The sequence below is a fragment of the Exiguobacterium sp. s124 genome (assembly GCF_018617485.1).
GTDB classification, from domain to species: Bacteria; Bacillota; Bacilli; order Exiguobacteriales; family Exiguobacteriaceae; genus Exiguobacterium; species Exiguobacterium aestuarii.
The window spans coordinates 1,626,196-1,647,574 of the sequence record NZ_JACSKH010000001.1 but is presented as its reverse complement, the minus strand read 5'-3'; the positions used below and the strand labels follow the sequence as shown (position 1 = coordinate 1,647,574).

Below are 21,379 nucleotides of genomic sequence, written 5' to 3'. Positions count from 1 at the left end.
CGATGATGATGTTCGCAGTCCTGTTGTCAGGTTGCGGTCAAGAGGGATTGTCTGCATTGAAGCCGATGGGAGAAGGGGCTGAGCTTCAGCTCCGTATCATTCTCATCAGTTTGGCGATCATGCTCTTCGTACTCATCATCGTATCGGTCATTTACGTGTACGTGCTCATGAAGTTCCGTCGGAAAGATGAATCGATTCCGAAGCAAGTTGAAGGTAGCAGTACACTTGAGATGATTTGGACAGTCGTTCCGATTATCCTTCTCATCATTCTCGCTGTGCCGACAATCACGACGACTGTCGAACTCGCGAAAGCGAAAGAAGCGAAAAAAGAAGAAGAAATCAACGTTACAGCAAACTTGTACTGGTGGGAATTTGAATATCCAGAAGCAGGTGTTGTGACAGCGCAAGAGCTCGTCATTCCAGTTGGAAAACGAGTCGGCATCAACTTGACGTCAAAAGATGTCATTCACTCATTCTGGGTACCGGCTTTATCTGGTAAAACAGATACGAACCCAGGACTTGATAACGAAATGTGGTTACATGCAAATGAACCAGGTACTTACTACGGGAAATGTGCAGAGCTTTGCGGTCCGTCACATGCCCTTATGGACTTTAAAGTCATCGCGCTCGAGCAAGAAGAATATGATCAATGGCTCGCTGACATGAAAGCCAAGCAAGACGAGAACGGTGAGAAACTTGTCGCAGACAACACGAACTTGACGACAGGTGAAGCAGTGTATGTCGAAAGCTGCTTGAGCTGTCACGGCGGCGGTAAAGTTGCACCAAGTTTAACGAACTTCGGCGATCGCGAATGGCTCGCAGGTTACCTCGAAAATAACGAGGACAACTTGAAAGAGTGGATTCGTGACCCGCAGAAGAAGAAACAAGGGGCTCTCATGCCAGGTTTCAATGAAGGTCAAATCAGCAACGAAGAATTAGACGCACTCGTTGACTTCTTGTATGAGCAGAAGATTGACTAACGGGAAAAGGGGGATTTCACGTGGCACAGACCACTGCAATGCAGCAATCGCGTAAATACAATGGCATCATGGATTGGATTACGACGGTTGACCACAAAAAAATCGGTATTTTGTATTTGTTCTCAGGAATCTTCTTCCTCCTTCTCGGTGGAATTGAAGCATTACTGATTCGTTGGCAACTTGTTAAACCAATGAACGATTTCGTCAGCGGTGAGACATTTAACCAATTGATTACGATGCACGGGACGACGATGATCTTCCTAGCGGCGATGCCGATGCTATTCGGTTTCATGAACGCTGTCGTACCGCTTCAAATCGGGGCACGCGACGTTGCGTTCCCATTCATTAACTCATTAGGTTTTTGGTTGTTCTTCTTCGGTGGAGTCATGCTTAACTTGAGCTGGTTCTTCGGAGCAGCACCGAACGCAGGGTGGACGGCTTACGCACCACTTTCAACACAACCGGAAGCGACAGGGGTAGACTTCTACGCCCTCGGTCTTCAGATTTCAGGTTTCGGTTCTTTGATGGCCGGGATTAACTTCCTCGTCACCATCTTGAACATGCGTGCGCCAGGTATGAAACTCATGCGCATGCCGCTCTTCACATGGACGACTTTCGTTGCATCGGCATTGATCGTCTTCGCATTCCCACCACTTACGGTCGGATTGTTCATGTTGATGTTCGAGCGACTCTTCGGAGCTGCTTATTTTGACCCGGCACTTGGCGGGAACGTTGTCATCTGGGAACACCTTTTCTGGATCTTCGGTCACCCGGAAGTATACATCTTGATCTTACCGGCATTCGGTATTTTCTCGGAAATCATTCCGACATTTGCGCGTAAACGTCTCTTCGGTTACACGACGATGGTCTTCGCAACAATGCTTATCGGTTTCCTTGGATTCATGGTTTGGGTTCACCACATGTTCACAGTCGGTCTTGGTCCAGTAGCGAACTCAATCTTCGCTGTTGCAACGATGGCAATCGCCGTACCAACCGGTGTTAAAATCTTTAACTGGCTCTTCACACTATGGGGCGGTCAAATTAAATTTAACGTCGCGATGCTTTACTCAGTCGCGTTCATTCCTTCATTCCTCGTAGGTGGGATGACAGGGGTTATGCTCTCCGTCGCACCGGCTGACTATCAGTACCACGACAGCTACTTCGTTGTCGCTCACTTCCACTACGTAATCGTAGGTGGGGTTGTATACGGTCTCTTCGCAGGACTTTACTACTGGTTCCCGCTCATGTTCGGAAAAGCCCTTTCTGAAAAGCTTGGATACTGGCAGTTCTGGTTGTTCTTTATCGGGTTCCACTTGACGTTCTTCCCGCAACACTTCCTCGGATTGTTCGGTATGCCACGTCGAGTCTTCACATACCTCGGTGGTCAAGGTTGGGATACACTCAACATGCTCTCAACAGCTGGAGCATTCTTCATGGGTGTGTCAACGATCGTCTTGCTCGTCGCTGTCGTAAAAGCCTTCTTGTCGAAAGAACGCGTCAAACCAGACCATTGGGGAGACGGACGTACGCTTGAGTGGACACTTCCTGTTCCGACTCCGGAGTACAACTTTGCACAAACACCGCTCGTCAAAGGACTTGATACGTTCTGGCTCGAGAAAATGGCTGGCAACAAACGCGTGTCAGTCGCTGAAGAAGTATCGGACATTCATATGCCGAACAACTCGCTCATTCCGTTCTTCATGTCACTCGGTCTCTTTATTGCAGGACTTGGAGCAATCTTCCACTTAGATAACGCAGTGGTCGGTTGGTCATTGATCGGGTTTGGATTAGCGATGACGTTCGTCTCGATGTTCCTACGTTCTTGGATTGATGATCACGGCTACTACATTCCGAAGTCACAAGTCGAAGCAGACTTGAAAGCGATTCGTGAGAAAGGAGAACAATAAATGGCACATGCAGTAGAAAAACACCCAGTGACCGGTATCCCGGCCAATCCAGAGAAAGCAACGCTGGAAGGGAAAAATAAATATGTGGCCTTCTGGTTCTTCCTTGGTGGAGAGACAGTCCTCTTCGCCTCGCTCTTTGGAACGTACGTTGGTCTCTTGAACTCTGGTGCGCCAGAGGAGTTACGCTCGTATAACATTTTTGAAATGGAGCTCGTCTTCATCATGACGATGCTCCTCCTCACAAGTTCACTGACAAGTGTCCTTGCGATGATGAACATGAAAGCAAACAATCCAGGGCGGATGAAGCTTTGGTTGATTGTGACGCTCCTTCTAGGCGCTGGATTCCTTGGTGCTGAGATTTACGAGTTCATTCACTACTACCACATCGGTCATACGTTCACGTCGAGCGCATTCGGTTCAGCCTTCTACACGCTAGTCGGCTTCCACGGAGCGCACGTCACGTTCGGTCTCCTTTGGATCACGACACTCTTGATTCGTAACTGGAACCGTCCAATCGATGTGTACAACGCACCGAAGTTTTATGTATCAAGTCTGTACTGGCATTTCATCGATGTTGTTTGGGTCTTCATCTTCTCAATCGTCTACCTCTTAGGGATGGTGAACTAATATGGAAAAACGAGCAATGAACGAATCACACAAACAATTAGAGCTTGAAGTAAAAGCAGAATCGAAACGCGAGTATCAGCTTCAATTGATCAGCTTTGCGATGATGATTTTACTCACGTTCGTGGCATTCGGTGCCGTCTATGCGGAACTCATGCCAGTTTGGGCAGCAGGTGGTTTCTTAATCATCTTGGCGGTCATTCAAGTCTTCCTACAGTTGTATATTTTCATGCATATGAATAACCGTGGGAACACATGGATCGTCGGCATGATGTGGTTAGGCATCTTTGTCGCCATCATCACGGTCGCTGCACTACGCTTACTCATTTGGTAATTGTGACAAAGGATTGAACATCTGTGGAAACACGGATGATTCGGTCCTTTTTCCTTTACTTCAAAAATGAATGAATAGTAATCTTGAAGTGAACGGTTTCAAAGGTTAGGGAGAGAAAGAAAAGGGGTGAACGGATGCTCTGGAATACGTCGGAGCTGCTCAATCAATTTGATTGGCTCACGTTATGGAGTCCGCTGTTCGGATTGCTCATGGTCGGGATTTATGTGTTATACGCCGTCGTGACTGAGAGAATGGCGAAGCGAGGATATGCCTCGACCACGTTATTACAAAAGTTTAGTATGTTGTTTGCGATTGTCTTGTATTATATTGGTTTCGGAAGTCCGATCGATGTGTTGGCACACATCATCTTATCGGTGCACATGTTCCAGATGGTTCTCGTCTACATTTTGGCACCAGCACTCGTCGTGTACGGTCTACCGTACTGGGTGTTTGAAAAAGTACTTAGCTTCAAATTCATCGGACCGACGTTCAAGTTTTTAACAAAGCCACTCATTGCGCTCATTTTATTTAACGCATTGTTCTCGATTTATCACATGCCGGTCGTATTTGACTATGTCTTGACGAACTATGGCGTACACCGCATCTTCCATGGGGCGTTGGTCGTCTTTAGTTTGACGATGTGGTACCCGGTCATCGTTCCGCTCGTCACAGACGAGGAGGAAGGCATGTCCGACTTGAAACGAATGGTATACATTATCGCCAACGGAGTCTTGTTGACGCCAGCCTGTGCGCTGATCATCTTCAGTCAAACGACGCTCTATAACGCGTATACGGACCCGGAGACGTTCGCTAGGGTACTTGGATACTGTCTACCGAATGGTGACGTGTCAGGTATTAATTTAGAGGCGCTCATGGGAGCGACGAACAGTGCGCTCGAAGATCAACGATTCGGTGGGGTCTTGATGAAACTCGGTCAAGAAATCGTCTATGGCTTTTTCTTCGGATGGACGTTCTTCGGTTGGGTTCGCCGTACAAAGTCTCTTGCGTTAGATGAGGGTATGTCATTCACTCCGCAAGAAACGAATGAGAAAAATTAAACAGAACAAAAAGGGGAAACATTGATGAACTATCTTGCCTTAATTAGTGTGTCATTTATCGTCATCAGTGCGATTCTGGTCGCCATCGGATGGGTGATTATCGCAAAAGACCGCAGCAACATCGAGAAACATAAGAAAGTGATGACAGCGGCCGCGATTGCAGCGACGACATTCTTCATCCTTTACGTCTCACGTACCATTTTTGTCGGAAACACAGCATTCGGAGGACCGGATTCTGTAAAACCGTTCTATCTTGGTTTTATGATTTTCCATATCCTACTCGCGACTACGGGTGGTGTCCTCGGGTTGATCACTCTTTATCTCGGTTATAAAAACAAGATTGAGAAGCACCGTAAAATCGGACCGAAAGCATCGGTCGTCTGGTTCTTCACGGCCATTACAGGTGTGACCGTCTATATTCTTCTCTATGTGGCATATGACCCTGGTGAAACGACGAACGTATTCCGCGCAATAATCGGAGGATGATCCATAGAGAGGGAGAGCTGTATGAAACGGAATAGCTATATGACGGTCGGTCTGACCGTCCTGACGCTCGTTGTCATCGGAGTGGCTGTTTATTTTATTTTCTTCAATAAAGACGACTTGCCCGTCATCCAAGAGCCGACCCCGTTCACATTGACGAACGCTTTAAATGAAGAGACGTACAATTCTGATAATGGAAAAGTGAAAATTGTCACGTTCTTCTATACGAATTGTCCAGATATTTGCCCGCTCACGTTACGTGATTTCATGAAGTTGGAGAAAGAGTTGAAGGCAGAGGATTTATACGGTTCGGATGTAGAACTCGTTGCGATCACCGTCGACCCGGAAGTGGACACGGTACCCGTACTGAAAAACTATGGGGAAGCGTTCCAGGCGGAGCCTGAAGGTTGGAAGATGTTAACGGGAGATCAAGTCGATATCGACCGAATCACTCGTCAGCTTCAATTTTATTATTCGAAGGCGAATAGCGGGTTAGTGACACATGCGACGACAATGTACGTCATCGACCGTCATCATGATGTTCGCGCTGTCGCTCAGATGGCAACGGCAGGGGATGAACCGGTCGATATCGAATCTATCATGGAGGACGTGAAAGTGCTCGCGAATGAAAAGGAGTGATCACATTGAACGATACGATGGCTGTGATTGGGAATGACTATTCATACGGAGACGTGACGATCGCGGAACGGGCGATTGAAGATTTGATCGCATGTAGCGCCATTGAGTTCGGCTTGAAAGAAGTGAAGGTCGTGTCTCGATCAAAAGACCATTATGATTATCAAATCGTTGCCTCATTACCACTCGTCGAGGCAGAGCGATTGTATCGCTATGTTCGAGACCAATTCGACTTATTGCTCGGTCAGGTCGATGTGACGTTGACAATCATTGCAACCAACTAAAAATAAAGCCCATAGAAGCAGTGTGCTTCTATGGGCTTTATTTATGACAAAAAGAAAACCCCTTCGCTTATGCAAGGGGTTTGACTTCTAGTGTTTCGGCGAGAGCCTTTAGACGACGTTCGCAATCGCGGACGATTTCTTCTGGGAAGACTTCATCGTATTCAACACCGTGTGGGTAATAATGCTTTCCTAAAATCGGTGTGAGCATTTTTACGACAGCGTGACGATCTTCGATTTGACCTTCAATCGCGTATACAGGTAAGCGAAGGTAGAATGTTTCGCCAGTCGATTGTTTCTCATATTTCATATCATACGTGGCACGCTCGTAGTCCCAAGCACCTTCACGGATGAAATGATGATGATCCATGATCGTCTCGAGCAAACCAAAACGGATTTCTTTTCCCTCGATGTGGAACTGCTCAAATTTCATCATAATCCCCCTTTTCGAATAAACCTCATATGTCATCATACCATATTCAAAAACGTTCTTGGAATAACGTGTGTTCAAATTGTGAAAAAAAGATGAACGATTGATCAGCTTAATGTATTTAAGTATTCCTCGATTTTTTGAGTGAGTTTCACGCCGAGTGGGAGGAGTCCTTCCGAACCGAAAAAGACGTTGAACTCCAAAATATAAAATCCGTCCTCGGTCACGATGACGTCAAACGCTGCGTGATTGATGTGTAACGTATTGGCAATCGATTGAATTTCTTGAACGACGTCTTCCGGAATATCCTCATAAGAGAAGTTTGCTCCTTGGGCGACGTTATTCAAGAAGGCTTCGCTGACACGCCAATAGGATCCAACCACTTCCTCGCCGATGATGATGACCCGTAAGTCACGATCATTCGGGATGAATTCTTGGACGTAGAACGTATCGTGGTTCTCGACATATTCTAACCAGTCTTGGTCGTTTTTAATCAACCATACACCTTGGCCCATCGAAGATTTTGCTTTTTTGGCGACGAATGGATAATGAAACTCTTCCAATACCCGTTCGATTGTATATGGATTTTTTCCGTAAATGAGCGTCTTTGGGATGCGGTGAGGATACGTCGCTTTAAAGGCACGCGTCATCTCGATCTTGTCATGCCCGAGGTGATAAGTCGCAGGGGACGGGAAAATGGCTTTGTTCATCCCGTATATAATGGAATTGACCATCCAATACTCAGGGAACAAGACGAGGTCAGCTTCACGAACTTTATCGAGTTGGTCGTAATAATATTCAGGCTTTGCATACTCCGTCTTTATACCGGCCGATCGAATCATATTAAAAGAAACTTTTTTCATATACAGACACACATCGTGCGTCTATTCACTTCCTTTCTACATTGAACGCCTTGCGGTCAACTTCAATTATAGTGTGGATTGCTTACATAGGGAAACAATTGTGGTAAAATCATGGCAGAAAGGGTGAGGGGTATGATAATCACTGAACAGACGATTGCCCTGCTCGATCAAACTGAAGAATTGACCGATTTGATTGAAGCAAGCGAATCGTTTCAAACATATATTCAAACGAAAGCGGCACGTCTCGCATCACAAGAAGCAAAGGAAATCGAGCGTGAGTTCTTAAAGATGAAAGAGGACTATGAGTATGTCCAGCGCTTCGGGAAGCATCATCCGGACCACGACCGCATCAAAAAAGAGATGCATCTCATCAAACGTCGCCTCGATGTCCAGCCAGAGATTGCAGCGTTCAAAAAAGCGGAACGAAACTTGGATAAGTTATTAGGGGAAGTGAGTGAACTGTTAGCTCATTCAGTATCTCCTAAAATCAAAGTCCCGACCGGTAATCCATTCTTTGACGAAGGTGGATGTTCTGGAGGGGGCAGTTGCGGAGGAGGCGGAAGTTGTGGATGCGCCGTCTAAGTTGAATGAACGGATCGGTTTCGTCGTATACGTGAATTCCTTGAAACAAGTGAAAGCGTTAAGACGTTATGCGAATCTGTACTTTGTCTCAAAACGAGAAAAATATGCGTTTCTTTACACGGACCTCGAAGGTCATGAAGCCGTACTCGAACAAGTGAAGGCATTGCCGTTCGTGGAATCGGTCGTTCGGAGCGAGCGCCCGTTCATTTCCGAAACGTACGAGACAAAATCGAAATAAACAAAAAGATGAAGGTGGCATCACCTTCATCTTTTCTGCTGGAGGGAAAGACATGCGTGTCATATCTGGAGAACGAAAAGGGACCCGTTTAAAGGCGGTCCCGGGAACGGCTACGCGCCCAACGACAGATAAAGTGAAAGAATCGTTATTCAACATCATCGGTCCTTACTTTTCTGGCGGGAAAGCGTTAGACCTATATGCGGGTAGTGGTGGACTTGGGATCGAGGCGTTATCGAGAGGGTGCGACGAAGCGATTTTCGTCGACCGTCAACCGAAAGCCGTGCAAACGATTCAAGAAAATTTGCGGGCGACCCATTATGAAGAAAAGGGAAAAATATATCGACAAGATGCCAAGGCGGTACTCGAACAGCTGAAAGGACAGCAGGAACAGTTCAAGCTGATTTTTATGGATCCGCCTTATCACGCGGAAGAGCATGAGGCTTTCTTGCAACTGATTGATGCCTCTGACATGTTGATTGACGTTGGCGTCATTGTATGTGAACACGGAAGTGACGTGACGTTGCCAGAACGTGTGGGACGGTTTGAACGAATTAAAGAACAGCGATACTCAGAGGTGATCACAATCAGCTTTTATGAGTATGCATCGATTGAGGAGTGAAACGAATGAAGCGGATTGCGATTTGCCCGGGGAGCTTTGACCCGATCACAAATGGACATTTAGATATTATCGAGCGGGCAGCGGCCATCTTTGACGAAGTCATTGTCGCCGTCCTTGAAAACTCAAGTAAGGCCCCACTATTTGATGTGGAAGAACGATTAGCACTCATTCGAGATGTGACGACACATCTTCCGAACGTGTCGGCCGATGCGTTCGGCGGACTTCTTGTCGAGTACGCTGCGGAACGGGAAGCGGCAACGATTGTACGAGGACTACGAGCCGTTTCTGATTTTGAATACGAACTTCAAATCGCATCGATCAACAAAAAACTGAATGAAAACGTAGAAACGCTGTTCATGATGACGAACAGTCAATATTCATTCCTTAGCTCGTCCATCGTCAAAGAAGTGGCGAAATATGGCGCGTCAGTCAGTGAGCTCGTACCAGAACAAGTCGAAGTGGCGTTACGCAAAAAATATCAAGTGAGTTCGGGACAATGAAATCGCTAAAAATCGGGATCGGGTTGCTCATCACGGTTCTTCTATTTCTCTTCGTTCCGCTCCCTTATTACATTTCATCACCGGGTGCGGCGACGTCGATTGAAGAATTCCTGACCGTCGTAGGTGGCGAAAAGGACGACGGGGAACTGATGATGGTGACGATTTCCCAACGACGTGCGACGCCATTTTGGCTAGTAGAAAGTTGGGTCACACCGTTCACAGAAGCCAATTTATCCAGTCGCTATTTATATGATGGGGAAAGTGAGGCGGACTACGATCGCCGGCAGCAACTCCTGATGGACTCCTCTCAACAAGCGGCAATTCAATATGCGTATGAGCTCGCCGGCAAAGAAGTGACGGTCGACTTTGAAGGGATTTACGTATCGGCACCGATTCCCGGCTCGCTCGCCGCTAACGTGTTAAAGCCAGGCGATATCATTACGGCGATCGACGGGATGTCTTTTGCGACGCGTACTGACTTTTTAAACCGGGTGATGGAATCTGACGCGGGAGATGAGGTCGAGTTGACGATTGAGCGAGACGGAGAAGAACGTGTCGTACAGACGCTCATTCAGCCGATTGACCAAAGTGGTGACCGCGTCGGGATTGGCATTTATGAGCCACTTCCCGTCCAGGAAATCACAGCAGTGCCTGAAGTCGATGTCGCATTGACGAATGTCGGAGGACCGTCCGCGGGAATGATGTTCACGTTAGAGATTTATGACCAATTGACACCGGGCGATTTGGCGAACGGAAAGCGGATTGCTGGTACAGGAACCGTTGATGAGGAAGGAAATGTTGGACCGATCGGAGGCGCATGGCAAAAAATTGTCGCAGCAGAGGAAGAAGGGGCAACAGTCTTCTTCGTTCCAGCCGGCTCCAATTATGAAGAAGCGCTCGAATCACGCGACCGTCTCGACAGTGACATCAAAGTCGTCCCTGTGAAGACGGTCGAAGACGCGATTCGTTATTTGGAAGAGATGAACTGAGGTCGTTGCCGATGTTCGATTAGTGCGTCGTTATGAAGCGGCAGTCGATACGCTTCGGTAACGCGGGCTTCAAAATCGAGACGCTCGTCATATTTACTGAGGAGCGGCAACTCTTTTTTCACATCCCGTAACGCCATGCGACCGATTTCGTTAAAAGCGAGCGGCCTGACGTACGGGACATCGTCAAAACGTGTCGGTACGTCATCTTTTAACCAGTGCAGAAGGACGGACACGAACGCCCGTTGAATCGATGTACGCGTATATCGACGTGTCGAAACGGCTGTGAGGGCAGCGTCAAATGATGTTTCGAGCCCAGCTCGCTTCAGACGTGGTGCAAGAGAAGCATCAATGCCAACGAGTTCGGTCAATGTGTGGAGCGGTAACGTCCGAAGCTTGTATTGTAAGACGGGCCAATACAGTTCCCAATGCGTCATCGATTGCGTCCGAAACATCGCTTCAGTGGATGCAGGAACGGCACGAACTTCACCCGTGTCTAAGTAATGGGCACGAATGCCTGTGGCCGACATGACGTCCGTGAGTGAGGTATCATGAAAATCTGCACCGAGACGCTTGACCGTATGTAGCTGAATCGTCTTCGCAGCTTTGGCATAATGATAGGCCAAAATATTGTTAGGGCGTGTCAAATCAAAGGACGGATAGACAGTATGAAACGCTCGGCTCGAAGCTTGCGCCGATGAATGTCCTTCTTGTAACGCTTGATGGAGTGCCTCTTTATATAGAGGCGACTCTTCGACATTTGATTGAGCAGCGTGAACAATGGCGTCGACGTCACCGCTTTCGCTTCCGAACGATAACGTTTGGCAACGAAGTTGTTCTGCAATCGAAACAGCAGACGTGGCAAAACGATCCGCTCGCTGTACCCCGTACTTGGTAGGCAGTTCGACGACAAGATCGATTGCCCCGCTCTCGACGGCTGCTATAGCCCGTTTCCACTTATCGAAAGAGGCCGGTTCTCCTCGCTGAGTGAACTGTGCACTCATGATGGCAATCATGACATCAGCACCCGTTTCTTGACGTGCAGTTTGCGCTTGATAAAAGTGTCCGTTGTGAAACGGATTGTACTCTGCAATAATGGCCGTCTTTTGCATGATTTACTCCTTTGCATTGTCGTATGGATTGGTGTAAGATGAGTAAGTACGCTTTGGCAAAGCGCCGTCGTCAACTGATTTTAGTGTAAAGAAAAAACATTGACAAAACAAGTTGGCCTATCTATAATTCATATTGTTGCAATTGAGGTGATTCGGATGAAATGGTCTATTGCACAGCTACTTAAGCTCCGAAACCAGGGTGACGGTTTTACGATCGATGAGATGGTAGAACTACCAGAGCTGACTCAGCTCCATCCGGATATCCGTTCGATTCGCCCGGTGCATGTGCACGGGGATGCATCGTTCACATCTAATCAAGTTACATTCAATCTGAAGATTCAAGGTGATCTGACGTTGCCAGATGCGCGAACGTTAGAAGACGTCACTTATGAATTCGATATTGAATCGCTCGAGCCTTTCTTTTTGGAGAATGGGCGTTATACGGAGCAATTCGATGACGTGAATTTGCCAGAAGGAAATACGATCAGTCTTGTGCCGATCGTAAAAGAGCTCATCATGTTAGACGTCCCGATGCAAGTTTACGGGAACGAAACAGACAAAACTCAGGTTGAAGGAGAAGGCTGGACGCTTACTGACGAACAGCCCGAAGCCCAACCAAAAATTGACCCGCGATTCGCGGGACTGGCCGACCTGTTCTCGAAAAAAGAGAACGAGGAAGGTTAACTTTTCAAGGAGGTGGACAACGATGGCAGTACCATTCCGTAGAACGTCGAAAACTCGCAAACGTCTTCGTCGTACTCACTTCAAACTCAACGTACCTGGTATGAACGAGTGCCCGAACTGTGGCGAAATGAAACTTTCACACCGTGTTTGCAAATCTTGCGGACATTATAACGGTAAAGAAGTGACAAGCAAATAATGCGAGAAGAAGTGACCTGACATCAGGTCGCTTCTTTTTTTGTTTGTCATTTTTGGGTCATGACGAGAAGATGTGGTAAACTTTTTGTGCGAAAATAGTTCTAATCAGGAGGAAAGCATGTATGAACTCCATTAAACGGATTGGCATCATCGGGAACGGGGCGGTCGGACTATTGATGGCATCCTTGCTCGCTGATGATTATGAGGTGACGGTATACGCACGAAACGCATCGTCTGACGCACATCTCTCCATCACGCGAACGGGCGTGACGAGCGGCTCAGCACGTGTGTCGCTTCAATCTAGCACGACGTTACAAGAGACTGACCAGGATCTCTTTTTTGTCACGACGAAAGCTCACCAAGTCGAACAGGCGACGGCACGACTCTCCGGAGCGGTTCCGGTGTTCATTTGTTCGAACGGCATTGCCCATCTAGACTATGCGAAACGTCATGGGTTTCATTTAGGTGTCGTCGAACATGGGGTGACGAATCAAGGGGACGCGATCGAGCATCGAGGGCTCGGTCGTATACGAATCGGGAGTATGACAGGTCTCCTTCCGATCACACTTCAAGATAGTCCGCTTCAGGTCATCTGGGAAGACGACATCGAACAAGTCGTCGTCGAAAAACTGTTCGCAAATGCGATTATCAATCCGATCACAGCGTTGTGCCGTGTTCCGAATGGGGCGCTCGCGAACGCGCCGTATCGTGAGATTGCGCATTCCATTTATGAAGAATTGACGCCTTTATTTTCAAAGCGTGTCTCGTATTCGTATATCGAGTCCATCATCGAGCGTACTGCGGAGAATCGTTCTTCCATGTTGCGTGATCTTGAGGAAGGTAGGCCGACAGAGGTGGATGCCATTTTGAAACCTGTCATGGAGAAAGCTGAACAAATGAAGATTTCACTTACCGTTATTCCACTGCTACATAAACTGATTATAGGAGCGAGCGCATCGTGTTAGTGTATATCGTTTCATTTCCACTCATCTTATGGTTTATGGTGTATATGATACTTAGAAAAATTATGCCGAAATCAATCAACTCATTCAAACTCGCATGTGATGCCGGAGTCGTGCTCTGGTTTTATGCTTGTGGCGTTTTACTTGAGGCCATCGTCGGGACGGAAATGTTTCTTCTATTGCTTGCGGCCTGCTGTGCCATCTTTCCGATCAATGCGATCTGGCAACGGGTTCGATATGAGGAAGTATTGTTCACAAAGATGTTCGTCCATGGCTGGCGTCTCCTCTTTTTACTCCTAGTCCCGACGCATGCCATTTTATTTGCGATCGGCGTGGCTCAAGAAATGATTCGTTGATTGATTGAAAGGAAGTTGTTATACGTGAAGGTAGAAGCATTTGATGCCCTATATGCACCCACATCTCCGATGATCCAAGTCGAGCAAGGGTATGGACGTTGGCTCGATTATCGAGGCATGGATGAGGTCGAGGAGCGTGCAAGAGAAATTGCAGGACGTTCGTACGACCATCTGCATGAGCTCGTCCAAATTTTAAAACAGCAACAACGGCAGTTCGGGGAACTATCGGAACGTTTATCAGCGAATCTCGATTTACTCGAACAGCGGGAAGCATATGTCATGGTGACCGGGCAACAAGTCGGTGTGTACGGTGGACCCTTGTTCGCTGTATATAAATTGATGGCGGTCATCAAACGAGCGAAAGAAGCGGAAGCAAAGCTCGGTAAACCCGTCCTTCCGATTTTCTGGATGGCGACGGAAGATCATGACTTCGCGGAAATCAATCACGTCTTCACGACACAGACGTTTTCGAGAACTTTAAAGAAAGACGCCTTGTCGACGCTTCCGCTAGCAGGGAAAGCATCTGTCGGGGAGCTCGAATTCGATCGCGTGAAGCTCGAGCTTGTGCAAATGGCGCAGCGGTTGCTGTTGAATGAGACGGAGACACCGCATACATCACGTCTGTACCATGCGTTGATCGAACTCATACAAGGGAGTCATTCGTTCGCTCAGTTTTTCGGAGGGATGATGCGTCGTTTCGTAGGGAACGACTTCTTATTATTTGATCCGCACGCAAAAGACATACGCGCGCTTGAACGCCCGATGTTCCGTCGGCTCATCGAGCAACATGATGCATTGCATCTAGCACTTGAGGACGCTTTTGAAGACGGAATGCCGGCAGTCGATTTAAACAAAGAGGCGGCGCATCTGTTTTATCATGACGGCACACGTGAGTTGCTCACCAAAACTGACGGGGTGTACACGACGAAACGTGGTCATCGATTCACGGAAACCGAATTGCTCCGTGAAATTGAGGCACACCCCGAACGCTTTTCGAATAACGTGGTCTCCAGGCCGCTCATGCAAGACTATTTGTTCCCTACGCTCGGCTATGTAGCGGGTCCTGGGGAAATCGCCTATTGGCTACAACTCCGTCCGTTATTCCACGAACTCGGATGGAAGATGCCGCTACTGTTACCACGTCTCGGTGGTTTGATCGTCTCGAGTAACGACGAAAAGAAATTAAGACAAGAGAGCGTCACGCTAGAGGAATATATGAAACGGCCGTTACCTGACCATCCGTTTGATGATGAGGCGTTTGAAGCGAAGTTGTACGCGTATCGGACACTCACGGAGGCGGTTAGTCAGGAAGCTCGCAGCCACGGAAGACGATTTGAATCGAAGTCGAGACACGTTCTCGAACGTTTGGCAGATGAGATGCGTGCCGAGGCGAAACGTGATCAATATCGATTGAACGCGCGCCGTATTCATCTTTCGACTCGACTATTCCCGATGGATGCACCTCAAGAGCGTATTTTATCGATGGTTCCGATGTTGAATCGTCATGGATTAGACATCTTCGAGCGGATGAAACACGCATATGAGCAATCGGATACAGAACGGTGTTTGTTCAAGGTATAACCTTTTTTTGAACAGCTCTTGACATTTGTCAGGAGCTTTTTTTTGTTGTTACCTTTTTGTTTCCTCTTTTCGCTAAAAACCTGTACGGACCTTGACATTTTTATGATAAAGTAAGTGTAATAAAACAGTTGAAATTTGTAGGTTGAGAGGGTTTTTTGAATGTTTGAGCATGAAACGGTTTTAAAAATGGAGTCCATTGAGGGATTGAACATCAAGCCAGATGGGGTATATGTGGACTGTACGTTAGGTGGAGCGGGTCATAGTGAAGAAATCGCAAAGCGTCTAACGACGGGTCAACTATATGCGTTCGACCAAGATGACGTCGCACTCGCGCATGCGAAAGAGCGATTGGCTCCTTATGAAGGCCGTGTGACGTTTATAAAGAGCAACTTCGTTCACTTGAAAGAAGAACTCGCGCAACATGGCGTGACAAAAGTGGACGGCGTCCTATTCGACTTAGGCGTTTCTTCGCCACAGCTTGATGAGGCGGAGCGTGGATTCAGTTATAACTACGACGCGCCGCTTGATATGAGAATGGACCGCTCGCGAGAGTTTTCAGCCTATCATGTTGTGAATGAATGGTCGTTTGGCGAACTTGCTCGTATTTTCTTTACATACGGGGAGGAAAAGTTTTCGAAGCAAATCGCACGAAAGATTGAGCAAGCGCGTGCCGATAAACCGATTGAGACGACGTTTGAGCTTGTCGACTTGATTAAAGAAGCGATTCCTGCACCAGCAAGACGAAAAGGTGGTCATCCAGCGAAGAGAACGTTCCAAGCGATTCGTATCGCCGTCAATGACGAGTTGAACGTATTCGACCGGGCCGTTCAAGATGCGATTGACTTACTCGCATTAAACGGACGCATCTGTGTCATTACGTTCCATTCGTTAGAAGATCGCATTTGTAAACAAGTGTTTAAAGAACGGAGCCAACACCCGCCGTTACCGCCAGGATTGCCGGTCATCCCGAAAGAGTTCGAACCTGAACTCAAGTTGATCACGCGTAAACCGATTGTGGCGAGCGAGGGAGAACTCGAAGATAACCGTCGTTCACGCTCGGCAAAACTGAGAGTGGCCGAAAAACAAAAATAATCACTTTGTAGGAGGGATACCTGATGCCAGAAGCTGCCCGTAAGGCGTTGCAGCCTCAAGTTACACCGAATCGAAATCCGATTCCGCAAGAACGACCAATACCTGCTCCAAAACGACGCACGTTGACCTTGTTTGAATCGATCCTGTATCCAGTGATGATTGGTTCAGTGGTCATGTTCGGTGGCATCACGGTGTCAAAACACAACGAAGCGTATAACATTATGCGTGACACGGCAGCCGTCAACCAGCAGGTGAATGGGGTTGCAAAAGAAAACGAAGAATTAAAGTATGAAATCGCCCAACTAAGCTCGCCAGAAAGAATTTATGCGATTGCCGAGAAACTCGGAATGAAATTCAATGAGAAGAACGTCAAGGTGATTGATTGATGAATTCTCTACAACAGAGTAAAAAAAGAGTGGCGTGGGTAGCGATTGTCTGCTTCACCCCGCTCTTTTTATTTTTTGTCGGATGGTTTCTTTACTTGTCGGTCACGCATACATATAAAGGCGAGAATATGTTGGCGTTCGCTGAGGAACAGCGATGGAAGGCAGTCAGTACGTTAGAGGCCGAACGAGGCGAAGTATACGACCGTTTCGGTCAACCGATCGCCATCAACATTCCATCGTATCGACTCGTCGCCGTGTTAAAACTTGGCGGTGAGCGGGTCGGTGGGAAGACGCTCATGCCTAATGAGTTTGAAGAAGCGGCGAAACAACTTGCGACCGTTCTTCCGATTGCAGAAGCCGACATCTTGAAGCGACTCGAGCAAAATGTCGATCGAGGTCAAATCGAGTTTGGCGTTCCCGGTCGCGATTTGACCGTTGAACAAAAAGAAGAAATCGAAGCGTTCGAACTCCCTGGGATCACGTTCGTCGAGGAGCCGAAGCGTTATTACCCGAATAAAGTATTCGCATCTTCCGTCATCGGTTATGCGCAAAAGATTGACCAAAACGGTCGCATCGAGCTCGTCGGTGAACTTGGTATCGAAAAGTCGCTTAACGACATTTTAAGTGAGTCGTACGGCTTGTATCGATTTGAAAAAGATTTGGCCGGCCGTGAGCTCGTCTCGAGTGACGAACAATTAAAAATCGAGCCGGAAGACGGGGCCGACGTACAATTGACGATCGACCACCGGATTCAACAGCTACTCGAGACGAAGATGAATGAGCTTTATGAGGAATATGAACCGAAGAACGCGACGGCCATCATCATGGACCCGAAAACAGGTGAGATCATCGCCTTATCGGACCGTCCTTCTTTCGACCCGAACACGCGTGAAATTTCTTCGTATAGTAACTTCTCGGTCTCGTCACGCTTTGAGCCAGGGTCGACGATGAAAATCTTCACGTTAGCGGCCGCAATCAACGAAGGCGTGTACAACCCGAACGAGCTGTATAAGTCGGGATCATACAAATACGGCAAGACGGTATTTAATGATTACAATATTACCGGATGGGGTACCATTCCTATGGTAGAAGGCGTTTGGCACTCATCGAACGTTGCGTTCTCAATTTTAGCGAACGAACGCCTCGGTCTTAGCCGTTATGAAGATTACTTTAAAGCGTTCAAGTTCGATCAACGGACTGGTATCGATTTGCCGGGCGAGGTGAACAGTCAATTCGACTTCGAAAGTCCGATGAACGTCTTGATCACGGCTTGGGGACAATCGACCGCGGTGACGCCGATGCAAATCTTACAGGCGACATCTGCGATTGCGACCGACGGCACGATGAAGCAACCGCATGTCATTAAAAAGATTGTCAACAGTGAAACAGGTGAGACGATTCGAACGACGAATCCGAAAGAGGTCGGCCAACCAATCACCGCTGAGACCGCGAAAAAGACGCGTGAAGCGCTTGACGGTGTCGTCAACAGTGATGTAGGGACTGGGCAATTGTACGCGCTAGACAACTATCAAGTGGTCGGAAAGACCGGTACCGCCCAAATCGCTGAGAACGGGAAGTATTTGAGTGGACAGTACATTCACTCATTCGTCGGGATGGCACCAGAAGACGACCCCGAACTCGTCATGTATATCGCTGTCGATCGACCGAACAGTGACTCGTCGACAACTGGCCCACGCATCATGGCGCCACTCTTTAAAGATGTGATGGATGTCGCGTTACGTTATCGGAGTGTCGAGCCTGAAAAGCAAGAAAAAGCGGTCGAGGCCTCGACGAAGACAACGTCATCTTATATCGGTAATAACCGTGAGGATGCCGTAAAAGAGGCGACTGACAGTTCGTTCAACCCGATCGTTTTAGGTGACGGGGATGAAGTGACGGCCCAGAGCCCTGTAAAAGGACAATCTTACGTCGTCGGTGAACGACTGTTGCTAAAAACGAGCAATTCGTTTACGATGCCAACATTAAAAGGGTGGTCGTTACGTGATGTGAAACGCTTAGCGACGCTTTATCAATTAAATTTAGAAATCGATGGTACCGGATTTGTCACATCGCAATCGATTGGCAAAGGGAAACCTGTCAAGACCGGCGCTTCCTTGAAAGTGAAATTGGAGACACCATCGAATTAACGCACGAGATGAAGAGGGCTGCGGCTCTCTTTTCCTATGTATGAGGAGGAAGTTTGAATGGAACAACTGACAGTTCAAAAATTAGCGTCATGGTTTGGAATCGAAGTAGATGACGAGCGTCTCGTCGAACGCGTCGCCACGGATTCTAGAGATGCAAATGAGGCCGGGCTATTCGTGCCGATCGTCGGGGCACGTGTTGACGGTCATGACTACATCGAAGCAGCAATCGAGAAAGGGGCCATCGTGACGTTCTGGGAAGAAGGTCGCCCTCAACCGGACAATGTGTTCGTCATTCCGGTCAAGTCGACGGTCGAAGCCTTGCAAACGGCAGCGGCACGCTATTTAGAGGAAATCCATCCACTTGTGGTTGCCATTACCGGTTCAAATGGAAAAACGTCTACCAAAGACATGATTGCCGTCGTACTAGAAGAAAAATTCAAGACGCATAAGACGGCTGGCAACTTTAATTCAGATGTCGGTCTACCGCTTACCGTCCTCAGAATGCCGCGCGATACGGAAGTGGCCGTATTAGAAATGGGCATGAACGGATTCGGCCAAATCGAGCAATTATCGAAGCTTGCCAAACCGGACGTGGCGTTTGTGACGAACATCGGTGAATCTCATGGAGAACAAGTCGGTGGGCGTTCCGGTATCGCGAAAGCGAAACTTGAAATCAAGGCTGGTCTGAAACCGGACGGACGATTGATTGTCGATGCAGACGAGCCGCTCCTTGACGGTCAAGGCTATCGAGTCGGATACGATGAGACGGCTGACGGGAAAATCGAAGTGGTCGAGACGACGTTTGAAGCATCCATCTTTAAATATAACGGTGACTTATATGAATTGAAGGTACTCGGTGCCCATCAAATTCGAAACGCGGCTTATGCGATTGCATGCGGTCTCGAGTTCGGACTCGATCATGCGATGATTCAACGTGGTCTTGATCGAATCAAATTGACGACGATGCGAATGGAGAAGCAGATGTTCGGTGAAGCACATCTCATCAATGACGCTTACAATGCAAGTCCGACATCGATGATCGCAGCGATTGAGACGATCAAATCACTCGAAGGATTCAAAAAGCGCGTGCTCGTGCTTGGAGATATGTATGAGCTTGGAACGGATGAACAAATGCAACATACACAAGTGGGGGCTGTCGTGACGTCTCCGGTGACGGATTGTATTCTCGTCGGCGAAAAAGCAAAATGGATTGCGGATGGGATTCAAGACACGCGCGTGAACGTCACGCTTGTCCCGAATGTTGAGGAAGCGAAGGCACTTCTTCATCGTTATCAACGACCGGATACTGTGGTATTGTTAAAGGCATCTCGAGGACTGGCGCTTGAGCGTCTCGTTCAATAAATAGAGTAGTGAGGTAGCAACATGTTAATTAGTTTAATCGTATTGATCAGTGCATTATTAAGTGTCTTAATCGTCATGCCGCGAGCCATTCCGGCATTGCGTCAATTGAAATTTGGACAAGAGATTCGTGACGAAGGTCCGGGTTGGCACCAGAAGAAATCAGGTACGCCGACGATGGGCGGAATCGTCATCTTGCTCGCCATTTTAGTCGGCTTTATCGTCTCCGTCATTTTCGGGGAAGCAGTCGCCGGATTCGGGACACTTCTATTCGTGACGATGGCGTTCGGGGTAATCGGATTTTTAGATGATTACATCAAAGTCGTCAATAAACGAAACCTTGGCTTGACGTCTCTACAGAAGTTGATTGGTCAAATCATCGTATCCGTCTTGTTCGCATGGTTCTTGTCACTTGGTGGGGAACTCGATACATCGATTTCGATTCCGTTCACATCGATTTCATTTGATACAGGATGGTTCTATATCGCCATCGTCATTTTCTGGCTCGTCGGATTCTCAAATGCCGTCAACTTGACGGACGGTCTAGATGGTCTCGTCTCATTCTCAGCTATTCCGACGTTCACGTTCTTTGGTATTTATGCGCTCGCACAAGATGAGCTCGGGATTGCCTGGTTCGCATTCGCCGTTGTCGGTGCTTTAATTGGGTTCCTCGTCTTTAACAAATATCCGGCTAAGATTTTCATGGGCGATACAGGCTCTCTCGCGTTAGGTGGTGCTGTTGCTGGACTCGCACTCATGCTGAAGCTTGAGTTGCTTCTCGTATTTGTCGGAATCATCTTTGTCATCGAGACATTGAGTGTCATCTTACAAGTCCTTTCGTTCAAAACGACAGGGAAGCGTATCTTTAAAATGAGTCCGATTCATCACCATTTCGAAATGGTCGGATGGTCGGAATGGCGCATCGTCCTCACGTTCGGTGGCATCAGTTTAATTACAGCAGGTTTATCATTACTACTCATGTAA

General features: G+C 47.7%; 26 protein-coding genes. 23 read left to right on the top strand and 3 right to left on the bottom strand.

What is annotated here, in order from left to right; translation table 11 throughout:
* The first annotated feature begins 2 nt into the window (after window positions 1-2).
* The 8 genes from coxB (at window position 3) to KNO85_RS08570 (ending at window position 6,306) form a co-directional block, all read left to right on the top strand.
* On the top strand, window positions 3-980 hold the full coding sequence (gene coxB, locus KNO85_RS08605; protein ID WP_214789867.1) for a cytochrome c oxidase subunit II: 978 nt from the start codon (window positions 3-5) through the stop codon (window positions 978-980).
* 38 nt (window positions 981-1,018) lie between these two features.
* Window positions 1,019-2,887: a cytochrome c oxidase subunit I gene (ctaD, locus tag KNO85_RS08600; protein ID WP_214789865.1), complete on the top strand. Its 1,869-nt coding sequence runs from the start codon at window positions 1,019-1,021 to the stop codon at window positions 2,885-2,887.
* Window positions 2,888-3,514: a cytochrome (ubi)quinol oxidase subunit III gene (locus KNO85_RS08595; protein ID WP_015881284.1), complete on the top strand. Its 627-nt coding sequence runs from the start codon at window positions 2,888-2,890 to the stop codon at window positions 3,512-3,514.
* Between the two features lies 1 nt (window position 3,515).
* A complete protein-coding gene (locus tag KNO85_RS08590) occupies window positions 3,516-3,845 on the top strand; it encodes a cytochrome C oxidase subunit IV family protein (RefSeq protein WP_214691743.1) in 330 nt (109 codons plus the stop codon).
* Window positions 3,846-3,979: 134 nt separating this feature from the next.
* On the top strand, window positions 3,980-4,903 hold the full coding sequence (locus KNO85_RS08585) for a cytochrome c oxidase assembly protein (RefSeq protein WP_214691744.1): 924 nt from the start codon (window positions 3,980-3,982) through the stop codon (window positions 4,901-4,903).
* 24 nt (window positions 4,904-4,927) lie between these two features.
* On the top strand, window positions 4,928-5,389 hold the full coding sequence (locus KNO85_RS08580; RefSeq protein ID WP_214698118.1) for a DUF420 domain-containing protein: 462 nt from the start codon (window positions 4,928-4,930) through the stop codon (window positions 5,387-5,389).
* Between the two features lie 21 nt (window positions 5,390-5,410).
* Entirely contained in the window at window positions 5,411-6,025 is a 615-nt protein-coding gene (locus KNO85_RS08575) for an SCO family protein (RefSeq protein WP_214789047.1), read from the top strand.
* Entirely contained in the window at window positions 6,022-6,306 is a 285-nt protein-coding gene (locus KNO85_RS08570) for a hypothetical protein (RefSeq protein ID WP_260569895.1), read from the top strand. Before KNO85_RS08575 ends, KNO85_RS08570 begins: the two co-directional genes overlap by 4 nt.
* Window positions 6,307-6,373: 67 nt before the next feature.
* Here the strand turns inward: KNO85_RS08570 and KNO85_RS08565 are convergent, their stop codons facing one another.
* Both KNO85_RS08565 and KNO85_RS08560 read right to left on the bottom strand, forming a co-directional pair.
* A complete protein-coding gene (locus KNO85_RS08565) occupies window positions 6,374-6,736 on the bottom strand; it encodes a YugN family protein (RefSeq protein ID WP_015881291.1) in 363 nt (120 codons plus the stop codon).
* Window positions 6,737-6,840: 104 nt separating this feature from the next.
* A complete protein-coding gene (locus tag KNO85_RS08560) occupies window positions 6,841-7,596 on the bottom strand; it encodes an ATP-grasp domain-containing protein (protein ID WP_214789041.1) in 756 nt (251 codons plus the stop codon).
* Window positions 7,597-7,728: 132 nt separating this feature from the next.
* On the opposite strand from KNO85_RS08560, the gene KNO85_RS08555 reads away from it, so the two are divergent.
* From KNO85_RS08555 to KNO85_RS08535, 5 genes are read left to right on the top strand one after another with little or no spacing between them, the layout of a single operon-like run.
* Entirely contained in the window at window positions 7,729-8,178 is a 450-nt protein-coding gene (locus KNO85_RS08555; RefSeq protein WP_214789038.1) for a YlbF/YmcA family competence regulator, read from the top strand.
* Window positions 8,162-8,416: a YlbG family protein gene (locus KNO85_RS08550; RefSeq protein WP_260569896.1), complete on the top strand. Its 255-nt coding sequence runs from the start codon at window positions 8,162-8,164 to the stop codon at window positions 8,414-8,416. The genes KNO85_RS08555 and KNO85_RS08550 overlap by 17 nt, the downstream gene beginning before the upstream one ends.
* Before the next feature lie 52 nt (window positions 8,417-8,468).
* Entirely contained in the window at window positions 8,469-9,035 is a 567-nt protein-coding gene (gene rsmD, locus KNO85_RS08545; RefSeq protein ID WP_214789035.1) for a 16S rRNA (guanine(966)-N(2))-methyltransferase RsmD, read from the top strand.
* Between the two features lie 5 nt (window positions 9,036-9,040).
* A complete protein-coding gene (gene coaD, locus KNO85_RS08540; RefSeq protein WP_214789032.1) occupies window positions 9,041-9,535 on the top strand; it encodes a pantetheine-phosphate adenylyltransferase in 495 nt (164 codons plus the stop codon).
* The gene (locus KNO85_RS08535; protein WP_214789029.1) at window positions 9,532-10,524 is read left to right on the top strand and encodes a SepM family pheromone-processing serine protease; all 993 of its coding nucleotides are present in this window, start codon (window positions 9,532-9,534) and stop codon (window positions 10,522-10,524) included. Before coaD ends, KNO85_RS08535 begins: the two co-directional genes overlap by 4 nt.
* On the opposite strand, the gene KNO85_RS08530 is transcribed toward KNO85_RS08535, so the two are convergent.
* On the bottom strand, window positions 10,503-11,633 hold the full coding sequence (locus KNO85_RS08530; RefSeq protein WP_214789026.1) for a tRNA(Met) cytidine acetate ligase: 1,131 nt from the start codon (window positions 11,631-11,633) through the stop codon (window positions 10,503-10,505). The genes KNO85_RS08535 and KNO85_RS08530 overlap by 22 nt on opposite strands.
* Before the next feature lie 156 nt (window positions 11,634-11,789).
* Here KNO85_RS08530 and KNO85_RS08525 point away from each other — a divergent pair, with 156 nt between their 5' ends.
* The 10 genes from KNO85_RS08525 to mraY all read left to right on the top strand — a co-directional run bounded on the left by KNO85_RS08525 (window position 11,790) and on the right by mraY (window position 21,379).
* Window positions 11,790-12,317: a YceD family protein gene (locus KNO85_RS08525; protein ID WP_015881299.1), complete on the top strand. Its 528-nt coding sequence runs from the start codon at window positions 11,790-11,792 to the stop codon at window positions 12,315-12,317.
* A 22-nt stretch (window positions 12,318-12,339) separates the two neighbouring features.
* Window positions 12,340-12,513 (top strand): 50S ribosomal protein L32, encoded by a 174-nt coding sequence (gene rpmF, locus KNO85_RS08520; RefSeq protein ID WP_015881300.1) that lies wholly within the window; start codon window positions 12,340-12,342, stop codon window positions 12,511-12,513.
* A 121-nt stretch (window positions 12,514-12,634) separates the two neighbouring features.
* Entirely contained in the window at window positions 12,635-13,477 is an 843-nt protein-coding gene (locus KNO85_RS08515) for a 2-dehydropantoate 2-reductase (protein ID WP_214789023.1), read from the top strand.
* Complete coding sequence (locus tag KNO85_RS08510; protein WP_214789020.1) at window positions 13,471-13,830, top strand: DUF3397 domain-containing protein; 360 nt, start codon at window positions 13,471-13,473, stop codon at window positions 13,828-13,830. Before KNO85_RS08515 ends, KNO85_RS08510 begins: the two co-directional genes overlap by 7 nt.
* A 24-nt stretch (window positions 13,831-13,854) precedes the next feature.
* Window positions 13,855-15,411: a bacillithiol biosynthesis cysteine-adding enzyme BshC gene (bshC, locus tag KNO85_RS08505; protein ID WP_260569811.1), complete on the top strand. Its 1,557-nt coding sequence runs from the start codon at window positions 13,855-13,857 to the stop codon at window positions 15,409-15,411.
* A 159-nt stretch (window positions 15,412-15,570) separates the two neighbouring features.
* The gene (gene rsmH, locus KNO85_RS08500) at window positions 15,571-16,503 is read left to right on the top strand and encodes a 16S rRNA (cytosine(1402)-N(4))-methyltransferase RsmH (protein WP_214789018.1); all 933 of its coding nucleotides are present in this window, start codon (window positions 15,571-15,573) and stop codon (window positions 16,501-16,503) included.
* A 23-nt stretch (window positions 16,504-16,526) separates the two neighbouring features.
* Window positions 16,527-16,889 (top strand): cell division protein FtsL, encoded by a 363-nt coding sequence (gene ftsL, locus KNO85_RS08495; RefSeq protein WP_214691757.1) that lies wholly within the window; start codon window positions 16,527-16,529, stop codon window positions 16,887-16,889.
* Entirely contained in the window at window positions 16,889-19,036 is a 2,148-nt protein-coding gene (locus KNO85_RS08490; protein WP_214789015.1) for a penicillin-binding protein, read from the top strand. Before ftsL ends, KNO85_RS08490 begins: the two co-directional genes overlap by 1 nt.
* A 57-nt stretch (window positions 19,037-19,093) precedes the next feature.
* Window positions 19,094-20,398 carry a UDP-N-acetylmuramoyl-tripeptide--D-alanyl-D-alanine ligase gene (locus KNO85_RS08485; protein WP_214789012.1) on the top strand — a complete coding sequence of 435 codons (1,305 nt, stop codon included), beginning with the start codon at window positions 19,094-19,096 and terminating at the stop codon, window positions 20,396-20,398.
* Between the two features lie 21 nt (window positions 20,399-20,419).
* Entirely contained in the window at window positions 20,420-21,379 is a 960-nt protein-coding gene (gene mraY / locus KNO85_RS08480) for a phospho-N-acetylmuramoyl-pentapeptide-transferase (RefSeq protein ID WP_214789009.1), read from the top strand.